Genomic DNA, 15,283 nt, shown 5'->3' with positions numbered 1-15,283 from the left:
CGCCCGTGTACCGCACCTGCATCTACTGCACGGCCGATCTGGGCCAGAACGAGGCCGTCGAGGGGTTCCCTGTCGGGCGCACCCTCGCCTTCGATGCGGCGCGCGGGCGGCTGTGGGCCGTCTGCCCGAAGTGTGCGCGCTGGAACCTGGCGCCGCTGGAGGAGCGCTGGGAGCCGGTGGAGGCGGCGGAGCGGTGCTTCGTGGATGCGCGGCTGCGCGTGCAGTCTGAGAACGTGGGGCTGGCGCGCCTTCCGGACGGCACGCAGCTGGTCCGCGTGGGCAGGGCGCTCGAGGGCGAGGTGGCGGCGTGGCGGTACGGCCGCGAGCTCCAGCGCCGGCGCTGGAAGAACGCGCCGGCACAGGCGGTCTCGCTGGCGCTGCGGGTGGGCGCCATCGCCAGCCCCTGGGTGTACCTGGGGATGATGGGGACGCGCGTGGCGCGGGGGCTCCGCGTGGTCCACCAGATCCCGGCCGAGCGCTCCCCGGCCGGACAGCCCATCGTCATTCGCCGCGGCCACCTGACTCGCTCCTGGCGCCAGCCGGACGACGACGGCGACCTCGCGCTCCACATCCCGGGCATCCTCCCCGCCGAGCGCGACGGCAAGCGGTGGCACGTCCCCTCGCTCCTCCTGCGCGGCGAGAACGCGCGCCGGGTGCTCTCCCGCGCCGTGCTGGACGCGAACGCGGGGGGCGCGTCGGCGCACAAGCTTGAGCGCGCACTCGGGAAGCTGGCGGAGCGCGGATCGTCCGAGGAGTACCTGCGCTCCACCGCGGCCCAGCTGGTGCGCCTGGACGTCCCCGACCTCGGCTTCCACCCGCGCGGCTGGCGAGAGGTCGCCGGCTGGCTGCGCGGCGAGCGGCGCGACCGGCCCTTCAAGGCGAAGAAGCTGGACGCCCCCGGCGCCCTGGCCCTCGAAATGGCCCTCCACGAAGAGCAGGAGCGCCGCGCGCTGGAGGGCGAGCTGCACGCCCTCGAAGCCGCCTGGCGCGAGGCCGAGGAGATCGCCGCCATCGCGGATGGGCTGGCAATCTAGGGGCCCCTCACTCCATCTCCAGCTTGCGAGGCGGGCAAGGTGCCGCGATAATTGAGCAGGCTTGCCAAACCAGGAGGGACGATGGCGGTGATGACGTACACGGAAATGCTCGGCGGCTCCGCCGTGCTCGGCACCAGGGTCGAGACGCCGCTCGAGTGGGTTGGGGTTCTCGAGGGCGGTTTCCCGACGCGGAGTGTCGATGCGGTGATCGATGCGGGTGTCCTCAGCCGCGAGGAGGCGGAGGACCTCGTCATCCCGCGCCGCACCCTGTCGCACAGGAAGCAGCGGGAGCAGCACCTGACGCTGGAGGAATCGGACCGTCTGGCGCGGATCGTCCGGGTCAGCGCGCGCGCGTTCGAGACTTTTGGGGATGAGGACGGCGCCCGGGGGTGGCTGCGCGACCCGAACGGGGCACTGGGCGGCGCCACGCCGCTCTCGCTGCTGCGGACGGGCGAGGGGGCCGTGCTCGTCGAGCAGATCCTCGGACGGATCGATCACGGCATCTTTACCTGATGCCCGCTCGTTCGTATCGGATCGCGCGCGCCCCGTACGCCGACCTGAGCGGCGAGGGCGCGCGGCTCTACGGCGGACGGTGGAATCGTCCGGGACTTCCCGCGGTGTACACGGCCAGCAGCCGCGCCCTCTCCGTCCTGGAGATGCTGGTTCACCTTCAGCCGCGGCGCCTGCCCCGCGATCTCCAGCTCTTCACGGTCGAGATGCCGGACGACGTGCCGAGCGAGACGCTCGCCGTCGGCGGCTTCCCGGCGGATTGGAGGGCGATCGGATCGTCGTTCTGCCTGGACGCCGGTGACGAGTGGCTGCGCGGTGCACGTGGGGCAGTGCTCTGGGTGCCGTCCGCCGTCGTGCCAGACGAGTACAACGCGATCCTCAACCCGAACCACCCTGACGCGGCGCATATCCGGGTCGTGCACCGGCAGCCGTTCGAGTTTGATCCGCGGCTCCTGGCGCTCGGTGGCGTGAGTCTGGGCGACAACTGAGACGGGTTGAGTGTTGGCGATCGGACGAAGCCCCCGCGTGAACTTCGCGGGGGCTTCTGTGCGGATGCGTCCGTGGATGCTTAGGCCGTGACCCAGCCGTCGCCGTCGTGGAGGAGGCGGGGAGGGCCGTGGTCGCCGATGGCGGAGGCGCGGGTGACGAGCCCGGTGCGGGCGTCCCACGAGTGCAGGAGGCAGGAGGGCGGCTCCATCAGCACGCGCAGCCGTGTCCGGTCGCTCACATCCGGCATCAGCTGGTGCATGGTCGAGGCGCAGGTCACGGCGACGGTGCCGTGGAAGCGGCGCGTGAGGGTGCAGTGGATGTGTCCCGCGGCGACCGCTTCGACCTGCGGGTGCCGTGCGACGACCTCGCCCAGCCTCTCCGGGTGGCGCAGACCCATCGCGTCCAGCACGTCCATTCCGCACGGGACCGGGGGATGGTGCATGAAAAGGAGCGTGGGCCGGCCGGGTGCCTCCGCCAGGCGCTGCTCCAGCCAGTCGAGGCGCTCGTCGCAGAGCTCGCCTTCGTCGCTGCCAGGGATGTGGGTGTCCAGCGCCACGAGGAGGAGCGGGCCCGCATCCACCACGTACTGGACGAAGCCCGGCAGCGCGGACCGCCCCTGCGCGCCGAACACGGACAGCATCCGCTCCCGCCGGTCGTGGTTGCCGGGGAGCACGTACACCGGCATGGGGAGCGGCCGGATCAGGTCCTGGAAGAGCCGGTACTCCTCCGCCGTGCCGCCGTCCGTGCAGTCGCCGCTGACCACGACGGCGGCCGGCGCGGCGGGGAGGCGCATCAGGTGCCCGACCGCTGCCTGGAGCCGGGTGGCCGCCTCGCTCTGCGCGTCGGCGATGATGTGCGGATCGCTTATCTGTGCAATGAGCATGGCGCGGCGGCGGGAGGGGGCTGAGATCGCGTGCGTCAGAGGGGTGCGGCGAGCGGACCAAGTGGGAACGGCTCGGACACGCGCATCGCGTGTGGAACCTCCGTCTCCACCGCCCCCTCCGGGCCGGTGTGCAGGCCGTAGACGATGAGGCGGTAGGTGCCCTTTTCGATGCGCTCGCCCACGCCGATCTCGACCTGGAAGGTGCGGGTCTCGCCCGGCGCGATCACGATAGGCGCGGAGTGGCAAGCGTCGGTGGCCACGATCCAGGCGCTGGTCCAGGCACCGTCAGGGCGATGCTCCAGGCCCCACGGGAACGCGCCGTTGCAGTTGTCCAGGTAGAGCGGATGGCCGGCGGGCGCACTCAGCCGGATGCGCAGCGTCCGCTCGTCGGGCCGGTTCAACACCGCTACGTACGATGCGGGGCGGGGTGCGGCCGCCGCCGGTGCTTCGACCTTTGCGGGGCCCCTGGGCGGCTGATCGCAGGCGGCCGCCACCAGCAGAAGCGCGAGGGTGGCGAGCATGAACGGCGACGGCATCGGTCGCATTCCCATCACGTGACGAAACCGGGGAAGCCTGGGGCCTCCTCCCATGCGATCCAGCGCTCGATGGATCGCTTGTACCCGTCCGGCATCGGCAGATTCCTCACGGCTTCAGGGGCGAAGGCACCCACTTCCTTGTGCTCGGCGCTGTGCGTCAGCGCGGCGAACGGGGCGGGGTAGCATCCGTAGGTGACGATCAGGACCTCCTCGCCAGGAAGCACTTCGTAGAGCCAGGAGTCGATCAGCGGGCCGACGCGCACCAAGATCGCGAGCTCTTCCTCCAGCTCCCGCGCGACGCACCGCTCCGGAGCCTCCCCGCGCTCCAGCTTGCCGCCGGGCAGCTCCCACTCGTCGCGCTCGTTCTTCAGGAGCACGACCCTGCGGTCCGGGGTCAGGACCACCCCTTTAACGGAAACCGGGAATCGATGGTGCACGGCTCAGCGGGAAAGGGGGACGGCCGGATAGGGCGAGCTATGGCACCTCCATGATAACCGGCCTGCAAGCGCTCGCAACCGCAAGACGTCAGACGCTGCACCTCACATTCGTCATGTCTCCGCGCGCGGCATATCCGATGCGAGCCGTCGTGCTTGGGACCTGGATGATGAACGTCACGCACTAACGCACTAACGCACTAACGCACTCACGCACTCACGCACTCACGCACTCACGCACTAACGCACTCACGCACTAACGCACTCACGCACTCACGCACAGATCTCGATGCCACCCACCGACCCGATCCGCACCTGGCACGCGAGGCGAGTCCTCGCGCTGCTGGCACTGCGCTGCCTATTCGCCGTCCCGGCATCGGCGCAGTCCACGCCCGAAGCGCGCGTGGTGGAGGCGGTCTGCAACAAGCAGATCGTCGTGCTGGGGGAGCTGCCCAGCCACGGCGAAGCGCGCGGATTTCAGGCAAAGGCGCGCATCGCCCAGCGCCTGATCGAGCGGTGCGGCTTCGACGCGGTGCTCTTTGAAGCACCCATCTACGATTTCATCGGCTTCCAGCAGGCGGCGGCGCAGCGCCAGGCCACGCCGCTGCAGCTCGACCGGGGGATCGGCCGCTTCTGGTGGACGCGCGAGCTGGCGGAGTGGCGCGGGTGGCTGTACCGGCGCGCGGCGTCGGGCACGCTGGTGCTGGGCGGTCTGGACGACCAGGTGAGCGCGACCTCGGAGTACGCACGCGCCACGCTGCCGGGCCTGGTGGGCGCATCGTCGGGCGCCGAGTGTGAGCAGGCGGTCGCCAGGAACCTGAACTGGCGCTACGACGAGGCGCACGCCTTCGACGAGCCGGAGCGCGTGCGCCTCCACCGCTGCGCGCGCGCCGCGGCGGACGCCCTGGCCTCGCGCGGCTCCGGCACGCCCGAACAGGTGATGGCCGAGAACCTGGCCGGCTACTTCCATCGCCAGCTCGCCCCAACCGAAGCGCGCACTCGCGACGAGGCGATGTACCGCAACTTCGTCTGGCAGAGCGGGCGCATGCCGCGCGGCAGCAAGTGGATCATCTGGACGGCGACGGTCCATGCGGCACGGCGGCAGGGCACTCTGACCGAAAAGCCGCTCGGGGCGCGGCTGGCCGAGCGGTGGGGCGACCGGGTTGGCGTCATCGGCTTCAGCGCCCTCGCGGGGCGGTCGTCCAGGGCGGGAAGGCCCAGCGAGGCGCTTTCGGAGGCGCCCCCGGGCTCGCTGGAAGCCCAGGCACTCGGCACGCGCGCTGCCTCGGCCTATCTGGATCGCCGCGCACTGCGCAGGATCGGAAGCGCACCGTCGCGGCTCTTTGGCAGGTACACGTCGGCGGACTGGTCCACCCACTTCGACGGGGTGGTCGTGTTCCGCGAAGAGGTTGCTCCCGTGTTCGAACCACTGCCGTAGCCTCGCGCGAGCTTCAAGCTAGCATCACGCGATGCAGAACGGCGGACCGGATCACTCGGGCCGCCGTTTCACTTCGTTGCCCTTCGTCGGCAGGCGCCCTCCCCGGGATTTTGCCACTCAGCGGAACTGCGCCCTCCAGGACCTGGGAGTCAACTTGGCGAGCGCCGCGTAGTAGGCGACGTTCGGATCCTCTGGCAGAGTAGAGTTTTCCTGGAAGAGCGCATGCATATGCCCCGCAAGCACCGAAGCGATCGCGTGGAGCGCCTCATGCCGATCGAGTCCCTGTTTCATGAGCCGGGTGAGAGTAGCCGCCACCGGAATCTCGGACCCGAGCGCGATCTGGTTCTCAATGATGACGTGGAAAACCGCATGGGCGGTCGCGTTCGGCAGGCGAACACGCGTCTTGCGATGGTACTCTTCCACCAGGTGCATGCGCTCGTGCTCGTCTAGCGCGAGCCACCACTCCGGGTCTGGGGCCCGTTCGGGATCGTATCGGTACTGAGCCATGGGACGAGTTGGTTGCGTGGACAACGGCCAAGAGTGAAAAAGCTCGGGCACGAGCGGACAAACGCCCCCCCGTTGGCAATCGTTGGACTCGCTACATCCTCCGTGCAGGAGAAGTTGCACTCTCATCTTCAGGTGCACCATGACCACGCATCGGATCTACAGGACGAGCGTCGCGAGCGTTTATCCGCATTACGTCGCCAAGGCGGAGAAAAAAGGGCGCACGAAGGCGGAAGTCGACGAGATCATCCGCTGGCTGACGGGATATAGCCAGGAAGAGCTCGAAGCGCACCTCGACCAGCGAACGGACTTCGAAACCTTCTTCGCGGAAGCGTCCGGAATGAATCCGTCGCGCGCCCTGATCAAGGGCGTGGTCTGCGGCGTCCGCGTGGAGGAGGTCCAAGAACCCGTCATGAGAGAAATCCGCTACCTGGACAAGCTGATCGATGAGCTGGCAAAGGGCAAAGCGATGGAGAAGATCCTGCGGAAGCCATAGCGGGAGCGAAGCGGCAAGCACGCTGGGTCGCGCCGGGCGAGGCCGTAGTCCGCCCGAGTTCAAGAGTGTAGCCGCTCTGGATGCGTATGCTCAGTAGCGATCCTTCCACGCCTCGTAAGCTTCCCGGGCCGCCTCGACCGTCCATTCGGGTAGGCCACGGGCCGGGACGCGCCGGGAGTTCAGCTCCCGGACGAGCTGGGCGAACGAGACGCCGTCGTACTTGATCCGCTGGACCAGGGTGTAGGCCACCTTCACCTCCTTGCGATCCGCCTCCACGGAGCCGCCGGCACGGCGCTGGCCCCAGGGCGGATCGAAGATTCGTGTGGCGGAAGCATCGCTCGCCGGCGGCAGCAGCTCGCCCAGCAGATTCGACAGGTAGTCACCGAAATCCGTGGCGATTCGCGTCGCGCCACCCGCCTCCCAGCGCACGATTTCGGGCTCGGCGCCGGCCGCGGACGGCACGAACCCGACCGGGTCTCCTTCCACTCCGTCGATCTCGATCACCACGGCCGTCGCGGGGACCACTCCCTCGTCGCGCCACCGCAGCGACTCCTCGACGACGGGAATCACCCCCGCGCCGCCGGCTCCGAATACCTCGACCGGCGGCACGTCGAGCGCGCCCAGCACCTCGAGAAAGCGCCGGTAGCTGCGCGGGAAGCCCACCTGTAGGCGGTGCTCCGCTTCGGCGATCTCGTCGGCGCTCGCCGGCTCGCCTGCCGAGAAGTCATCGGACTTGGCGGTCCGCAGGCGGTTGAGCAGGTCGTCGTACGGACTCGTCATGTGCGACGCGGGAAGAAGGGAGCGGGAGAGTACGGATGTGGCCAAAGAGGCTGGCGCAGCGCGGGGAAGTTCTCCCCCTCACCCGCCCTGCGCCCCAGCGGGAGGGGGCCGGGGGGAGGGGGCCTGGAGCCTTTCGCGCCAGCGAGGGTCGGAGATGATCATGCGGATCCAGGGCGTATATGCCTCCGGATGGGCTTGGGCGTCGCGGGCGAGGTCGTCTAGCGGGGCCCAGCGCCAGCCTTCCACCTCGGCGGGGTCGGGGGCGGGAGCGCCGTCCCAGCGGCCCACGTAGACGTGGTCGAGCTCGTGCTCCACCAGCCCGCCGCCCACATCCGCGCGGTAGGTGAAGGCGAAGGCGGGGTGGAGGTCGCACTCGAAGCCCATCTCCTCGCGCAGGCGGCGGCGCGCGGCGGCGCCGACGGGCTCGCCAGGGCGCGGATGGCTGCAGCAGGTGTTCGTCCACTGCCCGCCGGAGTGGTACTTGGCGGCGGCGCGGCGCTGGAGCAGGACGTCGCCGTCGCGGTTGAAGACGAACACGGAGAGCGCGCGGTGCAGCCGCCCCTCCACGTGCGCGCGCTGCTTCTCCAGCGTGGCGACTTCGGCGTCGCTCTCGTCCACCAGGACGACGCGCTCTTCAGGTCGTGGCGGGTTCATGGCGGAAATTTACACGCGTACGCCGCGCCGCACCACGACCGGCGACCCCTCGGCGACGAAAGCGGAGCGGGGCGGGGCGGCGAGCGCTTCGGCGAAGGCGGGGCCGTAGAGCGCGGCCACGTCGGCGTCTAGCTGGTGCGTGCGCGCATCCCACACGCGCCACGACGGGTGCTCCACGCGGTACTCCACAGTGCCGCCGCCGCGCTGCGCCGCGTATCCCCAGTAGTGCTCGGTGATGAACTCCGCCTCGGAACCCGGGACGAGCGGCCGGGGCTCGCCGTGCGTGGTGGCGCGCAGGGCGGACCAGCGGCCGCGGTGCTTCCATCCGTACTCCACGTGCCGCCCGCCGCCGTCCAGCGGCGCGATGCGGTGGCGCATGGGCATGGCGGCGTACTGCTCGTTGTAGATCACGCGCGCCGCCGTCGCGATGGCCCAGCGCGGCACGATCTCGCGCACGAACACCACGCCGCGCCGCCACCCCTCCGGCCCGCGGCGCCGCACGTAGAAGCGCAGGTTTACCTCCTCGAAGTCGCGGTGGAAGGGGATCGGCACCCCCAGCACCCGCGTGTCCAGGAAGAGGAACCCCACCATGCTGGCGTACGTGGTGCCGCCCCACGAATCCAGCTCCGTTCCGGCAGGGACGAGCGGGCGCAGGGCGGCCGGATCGACCTCGAAGTTGAGCATCACGAGGTCGCGCCACTGCGCCGTCAGGAAGCGGCCGGGGAGCACGCCCGGTTCTTTCGGCATCGTGGGCAATGGTGGGCGATTGGACGAACTGACACCCAGAAGACGCGCGTTCTCTTCCGCGTCTCCATGCGCAGGCAATCGCCGCGCCGGAGGCAGCACGCGGCGTTTGCGAACCGCCCGCGGCTCGCCTATCGTGCACCCGTCGCGCACCCACAACTCTGGAGGCAGAACATGGCCGGCACGCTCACCCCCGTCCAGCAGCGCGCGCTCGACCAACTGCTGCACGCGCTGCGTCCCGGACGCGTGGTCGCGTTCTCAGGCGGCGAGGGCGCGGGAAAGACGACGGTGCTCCGCGCGGCGCACGCGGCGCTGGGTGGCGCGTGGCTGAGCGCCGGGGACCTGGCGGAGGCCGCGGACGGCCGCCATCCGCTGGCGCTGGAGGAGGCGTTCCACCGGCTCGTGGTGGACGCCCTCGCGCGGCACGACACGGTGTTCGTGGACGATTTCCACCTGCTGGGGATGGTGGTGGGGATGTCGCACATGTATCCCCGCATGAACTGGATCTACGCCTCGCTGGTGGCGCTGGGGAACCGGGTGGAGGAGATGGGGAAGCGGCTGGTCGTCGCCGCCGATCACAACCCCGTGACGCAGGGATGGCGCGTCGCGCACCAGGTGATGCTCGACGCGCCCAGGGCAGAGGACTACCGCGCGCTCTCCGCCGCCTACCTCGATCCCGCGGACGTGGCGCGGCTCGACTTCGAGCGCATCTTCCGATTCGCGCGGCGGATCAGCGCCCGGGCGCTGCGTCGCGCCTGCGAGTCGCTCCCCCAGGGCGCCGCGGTGGACACGGACGCCTTCGTGGAGCACCTGCGCACGCGCCACCTGGTCAGCAACGTGGACCTGGGCGAGGTGCAGGCGGTGGATCTGCACGACCTCAAGGGCGTCGACGACATCATCCGCGCCCTGGAAGCCAACGTCATCCTCCCGCTGGAAAACGCCGAGCTGGCGGCCGAGTTCGGGCTCAGGCCCAAGCGCGGCGTGCTCCTGGCCGGCCCTCCGGGAACGGGAAAGACGACGGTGGGACGCGCGCTCGCCCATCGCCTGCGCAGCAAGTTCTTTCTCGTGGATGGAACGCTGATCTCGGGGACCAGCGGCTTCTACTCGCGCCTGGCGGCGATCTTCGAGGCGGCGAAGCAGAACGCCCCCGCGGTGATCTTCATCGACGACAGCGACGTCATCTTCGAGGGCGGCGGGGAGCTGGGGCTGTACCGCTATCTCCTCACCATGCTGGACGGGCTGGAGAGCGAAAGCGCGGGCCGCGTCTGCCTGATGATGACGGCGATGGACGTCGGCAGCCTTCCCCCGGCCCTGGTGCGCTCCGGCCGCATCGAGCTCTGGCTGGAGACGCGGCTGCCAGACGAGGAAGCGCGCGCCGCCATCCTGACCGACCGCTGTGCCGGCCTCCCCGCGGCGGTCGGTGCCGTCGACGTGCAGCTCCTGGCCGCCTCCACCGAAGGCCTGACCGGCGCCGACCTCGCGCGGCTGGTGGAGGACGGAAAGATCTTGCTGGCGTACGACCGCTCGCGCGGCGAGGCGGAGGACGAGCCCACCGCGTACTTCCTGCGCGCCATCGAGACGGTGCGCGCCAACAAGGAGCGCTACGCCGAGGCCGAAGCCCGCGCCCGCGAACGCCGCCCCACGCGCTCCCCGATGTTCGACATGATGGAGGGGATGGGAATCTCGTACGCGATGGGCGAGGTGGACCCCGAAAGCGCTCTGCCCACCGAAACCCAGTTCCCGATGTTCGGGATGGGATCGCCGGAGTAGGGAGCCGCCGTCAGCCGGTGCGGGGGCGGCCACGGGCAGCCACGTGAGGCGGCCCTACGAGGTTCCGATGCCGAGAGCGGAGGCCGAGGCAACGTAGAGGAGGGCGGACACGCAGGTCCGCCCCTACCGGATTGGGTCCGAAAGGCGCAGGTCGGCGTGGATGCAGGCACGGGCGCGATGAATCGCGCCCCTACGGAATCTCACGCGGATGCACGCGAACTCCCCCTCCCCCAGGCAGTTGGGGGAGGGGGATGCGTCGCGGAGCGACGCTGGGGGTGGGGCCCCCTCACAACCCCCCCAGCTCCTCCGACAGCGTCCTCGACACGCTCGACCAGTCGTAGCGGTCGCGGGCCACGCGGAAGAGCGCTTCCTTGTGGCGCTCGCCCATCTCCAGGGCGATGGGGACGTGGCGGACGATGTCGGCGACGGTGCGCTCGGGGGAGGGGTCCAGCTTCATCGCCTCGGCGGCCTCGGGGGGGAGCACGGTGGCGACCGAGTCGATGCTGGCCTTCATCCCGCCGAAGTAGGTGCCCAGCGGGAAGGCGCCGCTCGCCAGCGCCTCCAGGAAGACGAGCGGGCCCGCCTCCTTGACCACCGATGGGAATACGGCGGCGTCGCAGCAGGGGAAGAGGTAGCGCAGCTCGGCGTGCGTCAGGTAGCCGGTGAAGATCACGCGGTCGCGCCGCACGTGCCGCCGGCCGGCGTCGAAGTAGGCGTCCAGCTCGCCGCGCTCGCGCAGGCTGTCGAGGAAGCGCGCCACCTTGGTGAGCTCGGTGGAGCCGCCCTCGCCCTCGGGGTCGCCCTCCATCTCGCGGCCGCGCGCGACGATGTCGGCGAAGACGTCGCGGGCGCCGTGCTCCAGTGCCCAGAGCATCGCCTCCAGCGGCTCGCGAAGGGGGCCGTGGCCCACCACCACCAGCCGAATCTGCGGGTTGCGCTCCAGGAGCAGGGGGAGGGCCGCGACCACTTCCTGCACCCCCTTGGCCGAGATCAGGCGTCCGACGTAGAGCAGCGTGGGCTCGCGCTCCCAGTCCACACCGTCCAGCTTCGCCTCCAGCTCCGCGTCGGGGAGCTTGGCGACGTAGCCGCGGCCCGCCGCCAGCGCCTCGTCCAGCGCCGCGCCGGTCAGGTCGTCGCGCAGGGCGGCGAGCATGGCGTCCGTCTGCGCGGGGGTGCGGCCGCGGTCGAGGCCGGCGAGCGACTCGCGGAGCTGCGTGGCCTTGCGGGGACGGTCCGCGCGCGCGACGGGCTCGAACTGGCTGGTGTCCACGCCCAGGTGCAGGTCCACCATCTTCTCGTCCAGACCGGGGACGCGGGTGAAGACGGTCGTCACCCGGCCCCGCATCTCGGAGCCGATCACGAAGATGCGCCCGGCGGCCGTGAACGCCTCCGTCGCCAGGCGCAGGAAGCGCTCGTCGCGCTTGACGGCGTACTCCAGCGCGCTGCCGTGCGGCATGATTGAGAACGGAATCCCTTCCGAGGCCCCCACGCGCTGCGCCACCACCGACATGAGCACCGCGTGGTTGGCGTGCATAGCCGTGATGCCGTTCTCGCGCACGACGCGGGTGAGCGCTCGGACGTTGCGCTCCATGTACGACTCGATCGCCGCGTCGTCCAGGTCCACCATGGGGACGACGTTCGTGAACTCCTCGTACTTGTCCCACACGTACACGGGAAGCGTGTCGCCCAGTACCGGCTTGTGGAGGATGCAGCAGCCCGGGTGGTCGCCGTCTTCTCGCCGGTAAAAGGTCTCGACGCTGCCGTCCGGGTGGTAGTGGCGCGCCTCGGCGATGAAGGGGTAGCGCTCGGGATGATTCTCCTGCGCCATCAGGTGGACCGTCTCCCCCTGGCGGCAGAGCGACTCCACTACGGAGCGCGTCCACAGGTTGCTTCCGGAGCCTTCCAGCAGGTACCCGTGCAGGATGCAGATCATGGCGCTCTCTCGCGGCGTGGTAATGGGCGGGACGTGCGCCCCGGTCGCAAGAGCGCGGCCAGCCGCTGGAGCGCATGTTGCGGTCCGGCCTCGCGAGCCCTCAACCGGAAGCGCCCATGCAGTCCATCGTCCACCTGGCGGGGCCCGATCGTACCGTCGAGCTGTTCGGGGTGCGGCTCATCGGGATGAACGCGGAGACGGGCCGCAAGCTGCTGATGACGCTCGCGGTGCTCGTGCTGGCGTGGGCGCTGGGGCGGGGGTTGAAGGCCCTCATCCGGGCGTCGCAGCGCAGGCGCCGTGACGTGCGTGCCCGGTTCTGGTCCGACCACGCGGTCAGCATCGGCACCACCATCGTCGTCGTCCTCGTCCTGATGTCCATCTGGTTCGACGATCCCAAGGGGCTCGCGATGCCGGCGGGGCTGCTGACGGCGGGGCTGGCGGTGGCGCTGCAGCGGGTGATCACGGCGGTGGCGGGGTACTTCGTGATCCTGAGCGGGCGCATCTTCAACGTGGGCGACCGCGTGGTGATGGGCGGCGTGCGCGGCGACGTGATCGCGCTGGGCTTCACCCGCACCAAGATCATCGAGATGGGGCAGCCGCCCCCGGTGCAGAACGAGGAGCCGGCGGTGTGGGTGGGCGCGCGGCAGTACACGGGGCGCATCGTCACGGTCACGAACGACAAGATCTTCGACGAGCCCGTCTACAACTACACGCGCGAGTTTCCCTTCATCTGGGAGGAGATGCGCATCCCCGTGCGCTACCAGGACGACCGGGCGCGCGCGGAGGCGATCATCCTGGAAGCCGCCCAGCGCCACACGGTGGAGGTCACCGAGCGCGGGAGCGCGGCGCTCGCCCGGCTCCAGCGCCACTACCGCATCGAGGCCGCGGACCCCGAGCCCCGCACGACGCTGCGCCTGACGGACAACTGGCTGGAGATCACGGTGCGCTTCCTGGCGCCCGACCACGGCGTGCGCGCCCTCAAGGACGCCATCGCCCGCGACATCCTGGATGGCTTCGACGCCGCGGGGATGGGGTTGGCGTCCGCGACGTACGAGATCGTGGGAGTGCCCCCACTGCGGGTGGTGGCCCAGCCCTCACCCCCCCGGCCCCCCTCTCCCAAACCGCTGGGAGAGGGGGGAGATGGGGTCGGTTAGCGGGCGCCGGCTACTTCAGGGCGTAGAGGTAGGCGGCGATGTCGCGGGCTTCTTCTTCGGTGACGCCCAGGTTGGGCATGGCCGTCTTTGGGTCGATGGCGGGCGGGTCCTGGATCCACGTCACCATGTGCTCCGGCGTGTTGGTAAGCACGCCGGCGATATACATGCGGCCCACCATGCCGCCGAGCGGTGGGCCCGCGGCGCCGTGCGCCCCCTGGATGCCGGGGATGGTGTGGCAGGCGTTGCAGCCGTAGTGCCGAATCTGCTCACGGCCGGCGTGCGGGTCGCCGCGGGTGAGGGCGGCGCCCGTCTCCATCGCCTTCGTGTCCGGCCCGCCGCCGCACGCGGAGAGCACGAGCGCCGCCGTCAGGAGCATCCAGGGACTCCGCATTCGCCGCCTCCTCTCAGGTGGGCCGCAGCAGGGCGCGGTCCTGCCAACGCGCCGCCTTCCGCTCCGACTCGCGCATCCACGCCGCCACCAGCGCCAGCCCCGCCACCAGGTAGCTGGCGCCGGCGGGAATCCACATGATCAGCCCCGCGAGCTGCTGGTCCTCCAGCGGCGTGAGCCCCCACGCCGCCCCGCCCGCGCCGTATTCTGGATACCAGGGCGCGCGCGCGAACGTCAGCAGCGCCCCCAGCCCGCCGCTGTGCATTGCGGTCGCGAAGAGGTAGAAGACGGCCGCGCCGTACCCCATCCGCCCCTCGCGCCCGTGCACCAGCGCCCACCAGAAGAGGAGCCCCGTGCCTAGGAAGCTCGCGTGCTGCAGCGTGTGCATCCACTCGCTGGTGAGCGTCGCCTGGTACGGGCCAGGGATGTGCCACAGCCAGAGCGCCGCCGCGTGCAGCGCGAACGCCGCGAACGGCGCGGTCACCAAGCGCCACCCCGCGCGCACCCCCTGCCGCCGCGCCGCCGCCCCCGCCACCCGCCGCCACCTCATGGGGAGCGCCCACAGAAACGGCAGCATTGGCCTCCCCAGCACCAGCAGTGGCGCGGCGAGGGCCATCAGCAATTCGTGCTGTACCATGTGCGCGGAAAAGAGCACCCCACCCAGACGGTGCAGCGGCGACACCATCGCGACCGCCAGCGTGACCCACCCCGCCGCGAAGCACCCCGCCTCCCACCTCCGCACGCCGCGCCCCACGCCCGACCGCCGCCAGAGCCGCTCCGTCCCCCGCGAGTAAAGCCACGCGCTCACAAAGAGCGCCACCACCACCCCCGGATCGAACGCCCACGCCGTCCACAGGTCGTGCGGCGCCAGCGGCTTCCCCGTGTGCGCCCACGCCGCCGAAGGCGCGAGGAGCAGGAGGAGGAGCAGGGCGGGCCCCCACCCCCCGGCCCCCTCCCCCGCCTGCGGGGGCGCAGGGCGGGGGAGGGGGAGAACACCGTGCAAGCGACGGGACCCGCCCCCTTTCTCGATAACGTGAGGGCGCAGCCCTCTCCTGTTATCGGGAGAGGGGGCAGCGAGGAACGAGCGGGGGTGAGGGCCCCCCATCAGATCCCCATGCACGGGTTCAAAAACCAGCTCGCCACCCACTGCGCCGCGATCGCCAGTGCGAACAGCGGGCTGGACAGGAGCCCCATGGCGGCCAGGAAGCGGCTGCGCGGAATCGCCCCGGGCTCCTCCCCAGGCCAGACGCCCCCGGAGCGCTTCCACTCCCGCCACGCCACCACGCCCCCCGCCGCCGCGATGGAGAAAGTGACGAGGCTCACCAGGTGCAGGGGAACGACCCCACCGTTCTCGCACTCCAGCCGCACCAGCGAGTACTGGACGTTCAGCCCCAGCATCCACGCCACCGGCCCCGCGAGCACGGCGAACCAGAGCGTCGCGATCGCGCGGCCCCCCCGCACCCGTCCCGCCTCCTCCGTCGTATCCACCATCCTCGCCCCCGTTCTGTTTCCTGCCGTCCCCAGCGCCACACCGCC

At 70.7% G+C, this 15,283-nt stretch carries 18 protein-coding genes; 7 read left to right on the top strand and 11 right to left on the bottom strand.

Annotated features, from left to right (window positions below):
* The first annotated feature begins 5 nt into the window (after window positions 1-5).
* The 3 genes from VF647_14665 (at window position 6) to VF647_14655 (ending at window position 2,032) form a co-directional block, all read left to right on the top strand.
* Window positions 6-1,034 carry a hypothetical protein gene (locus tag VF647_14665; GenBank protein HEX8453342.1) on the top strand — a complete coding sequence of 343 codons (1,029 nt, stop codon included), beginning with the start codon at window positions 6-8 and terminating at the stop codon, window positions 1,032-1,034.
* A gap of 81 nt (window positions 1,035-1,115) precedes the next feature.
* Window positions 1,116-1,547: an antitoxin Xre/MbcA/ParS toxin-binding domain-containing protein gene (locus tag VF647_14660; GenBank protein HEX8453341.1), complete on the top strand. Its 432-nt coding sequence runs from the start codon at window positions 1,116-1,118 to the stop codon at window positions 1,545-1,547.
* Entirely contained in the window at window positions 1,547-2,032 is a 486-nt protein-coding gene (locus VF647_14655; protein HEX8453340.1) for an RES family NAD+ phosphorylase, read from the top strand. The genes VF647_14660 and VF647_14655 overlap by 1 nt, the downstream gene beginning before the upstream one ends.
* 80 nt (window positions 2,033-2,112) lie before the next feature.
* On the opposite strand, the gene VF647_14650 is transcribed toward VF647_14655, so the two are convergent.
* From VF647_14650 to VF647_14640, 3 genes are read right to left on the bottom strand one after another with little or no spacing between them, the layout of a single operon-like run.
* Window positions 2,113-2,916: a phosphodiesterase gene (locus VF647_14650; GenBank protein HEX8453339.1), complete on the bottom strand. Its 804-nt coding sequence runs from the start codon at window positions 2,914-2,916 to the stop codon at window positions 2,113-2,115.
* Window positions 2,917-2,951: 35 nt separating this feature from the next.
* Window positions 2,952-3,452: a hypothetical protein gene (locus tag VF647_14645; protein HEX8453338.1), complete on the bottom strand. Its 501-nt coding sequence runs from the start codon at window positions 3,450-3,452 to the stop codon at window positions 2,952-2,954.
* 14 nt (window positions 3,453-3,466) lie between these two features.
* Window positions 3,467-3,889 carry an NUDIX domain-containing protein gene (locus tag VF647_14640; GenBank protein HEX8453337.1) on the bottom strand — a complete coding sequence of 141 codons (423 nt, stop codon included), beginning with the start codon at window positions 3,887-3,889 and terminating at the stop codon, window positions 3,467-3,469.
* Window positions 3,890-4,175: 286 nt separating this feature from the next.
* Here VF647_14640 and VF647_14635 point away from each other — a divergent pair, with 286 nt between their 5' ends.
* Entirely contained in the window at window positions 4,176-5,324 is a 1,149-nt protein-coding gene (locus tag VF647_14635; GenBank protein HEX8453336.1) for an erythromycin esterase family protein, read from the top strand.
* 117 nt (window positions 5,325-5,441) lie between these two features.
* Here VF647_14635 and VF647_14630 read toward each other — a convergent pair whose 3' ends face one another.
* The gene (locus tag VF647_14630; protein ID HEX8453335.1) at window positions 5,442-5,831 is read right to left on the bottom strand and encodes a hypothetical protein; all 390 of its coding nucleotides are present in this window, start codon (window positions 5,829-5,831) and stop codon (window positions 5,442-5,444) included.
* A gap of 139 nt (window positions 5,832-5,970) precedes the next feature.
* Between VF647_14630 and VF647_14625 the strand changes: the two genes are divergently transcribed.
* Window positions 5,971-6,324, top strand: coding sequence for a DUF2200 domain-containing protein (locus tag VF647_14625; GenBank protein HEX8453334.1), 354 nt, complete (start codon window positions 5,971-5,973; stop codon window positions 6,322-6,324).
* A 90-nt stretch (window positions 6,325-6,414) separates the two neighbouring features.
* On the opposite strand, the gene VF647_14620 is transcribed toward VF647_14625, so the two are convergent.
* Genes VF647_14620 through VF647_14610 form a run of 3 tightly spaced genes read right to left on the bottom strand, consistent with a single transcriptional unit; the run spans window position 6,415 to window position 8,505 of the window.
* Window positions 6,415-7,149, bottom strand: a complete 735-nt coding sequence (locus VF647_14620; GenBank protein HEX8453333.1) for an SMI1/KNR4 family protein — start codon at window positions 7,147-7,149, stop codon at window positions 6,415-6,417.
* A gap of 33 nt (window positions 7,150-7,182) precedes the next feature.
* Window positions 7,183-7,758, bottom strand: coding sequence for an isopentenyl-diphosphate Delta-isomerase (idi, locus tag VF647_14615; protein HEX8453332.1), 576 nt, complete (start codon window positions 7,756-7,758; stop codon window positions 7,183-7,185).
* 9 nt (window positions 7,759-7,767) lie between these two features.
* On the bottom strand, window positions 7,768-8,505 hold the full coding sequence (locus VF647_14610; protein HEX8453331.1) for a DUF2071 domain-containing protein: 738 nt from the start codon (window positions 8,503-8,505) through the stop codon (window positions 7,768-7,770).
* A gap of 171 nt (window positions 8,506-8,676) precedes the next feature.
* On the opposite strand from VF647_14610, the gene VF647_14605 reads away from it, so the two are divergent.
* Window positions 8,677-10,272 (top strand): ATP-binding protein, encoded by a 1,596-nt coding sequence (locus VF647_14605; protein HEX8453330.1) that lies wholly within the window; start codon window positions 8,677-8,679, stop codon window positions 10,270-10,272.
* A 286-nt stretch (window positions 10,273-10,558) separates the two neighbouring features.
* Here VF647_14605 and VF647_14600 read toward each other — a convergent pair whose 3' ends face one another.
* A complete protein-coding gene (locus tag VF647_14600; GenBank protein ID HEX8453329.1) occupies window positions 10,559-12,205 on the bottom strand; it encodes a glycosyltransferase in 1,647 nt (548 codons plus the stop codon).
* Window positions 12,206-12,321: 116 nt separating this feature from the next.
* Here VF647_14600 and VF647_14595 point away from each other — a divergent pair, with 116 nt between their 5' ends.
* Entirely contained in the window at window positions 12,322-13,359 is a 1,038-nt protein-coding gene (locus VF647_14595; protein HEX8453328.1) for a mechanosensitive ion channel family protein, read from the top strand.
* 10 nt (window positions 13,360-13,369) lie between these two features.
* Here the strand turns inward: VF647_14595 and VF647_14590 are convergent, their stop codons facing one another.
* The 3 genes from VF647_14590 to VF647_14580 form a co-directional block, all read right to left on the bottom strand.
* Window positions 13,370-13,750, bottom strand: a complete 381-nt coding sequence (locus VF647_14590) for a c-type cytochrome (protein ID HEX8453327.1) — start codon at window positions 13,748-13,750, stop codon at window positions 13,370-13,372.
* Window positions 13,751-13,763: 13 nt separating this feature from the next.
* Entirely contained in the window at window positions 13,764-14,750 is a 987-nt protein-coding gene (locus tag VF647_14585; protein ID HEX8453326.1) for a cytochrome c oxidase assembly protein, read from the bottom strand.
* A gap of 101 nt (window positions 14,751-14,851) precedes the next feature.
* Window positions 14,852-15,238, bottom strand: a complete 387-nt coding sequence (locus VF647_14580) for a hypothetical protein (protein HEX8453325.1) — start codon at window positions 15,236-15,238, stop codon at window positions 14,852-14,854.
* Window positions 15,239-15,283: the final 45 nt, after the last annotated feature.

The organism is Longimicrobium sp. (genome assembly GCA_036387335.1).
GTDB lineage: Bacteria > Gemmatimonadota > Gemmatimonadetes > Longimicrobiales > Longimicrobiaceae > Longimicrobium.
This window is presented reverse-complemented; position numbering and strand designations above follow the sequence as displayed.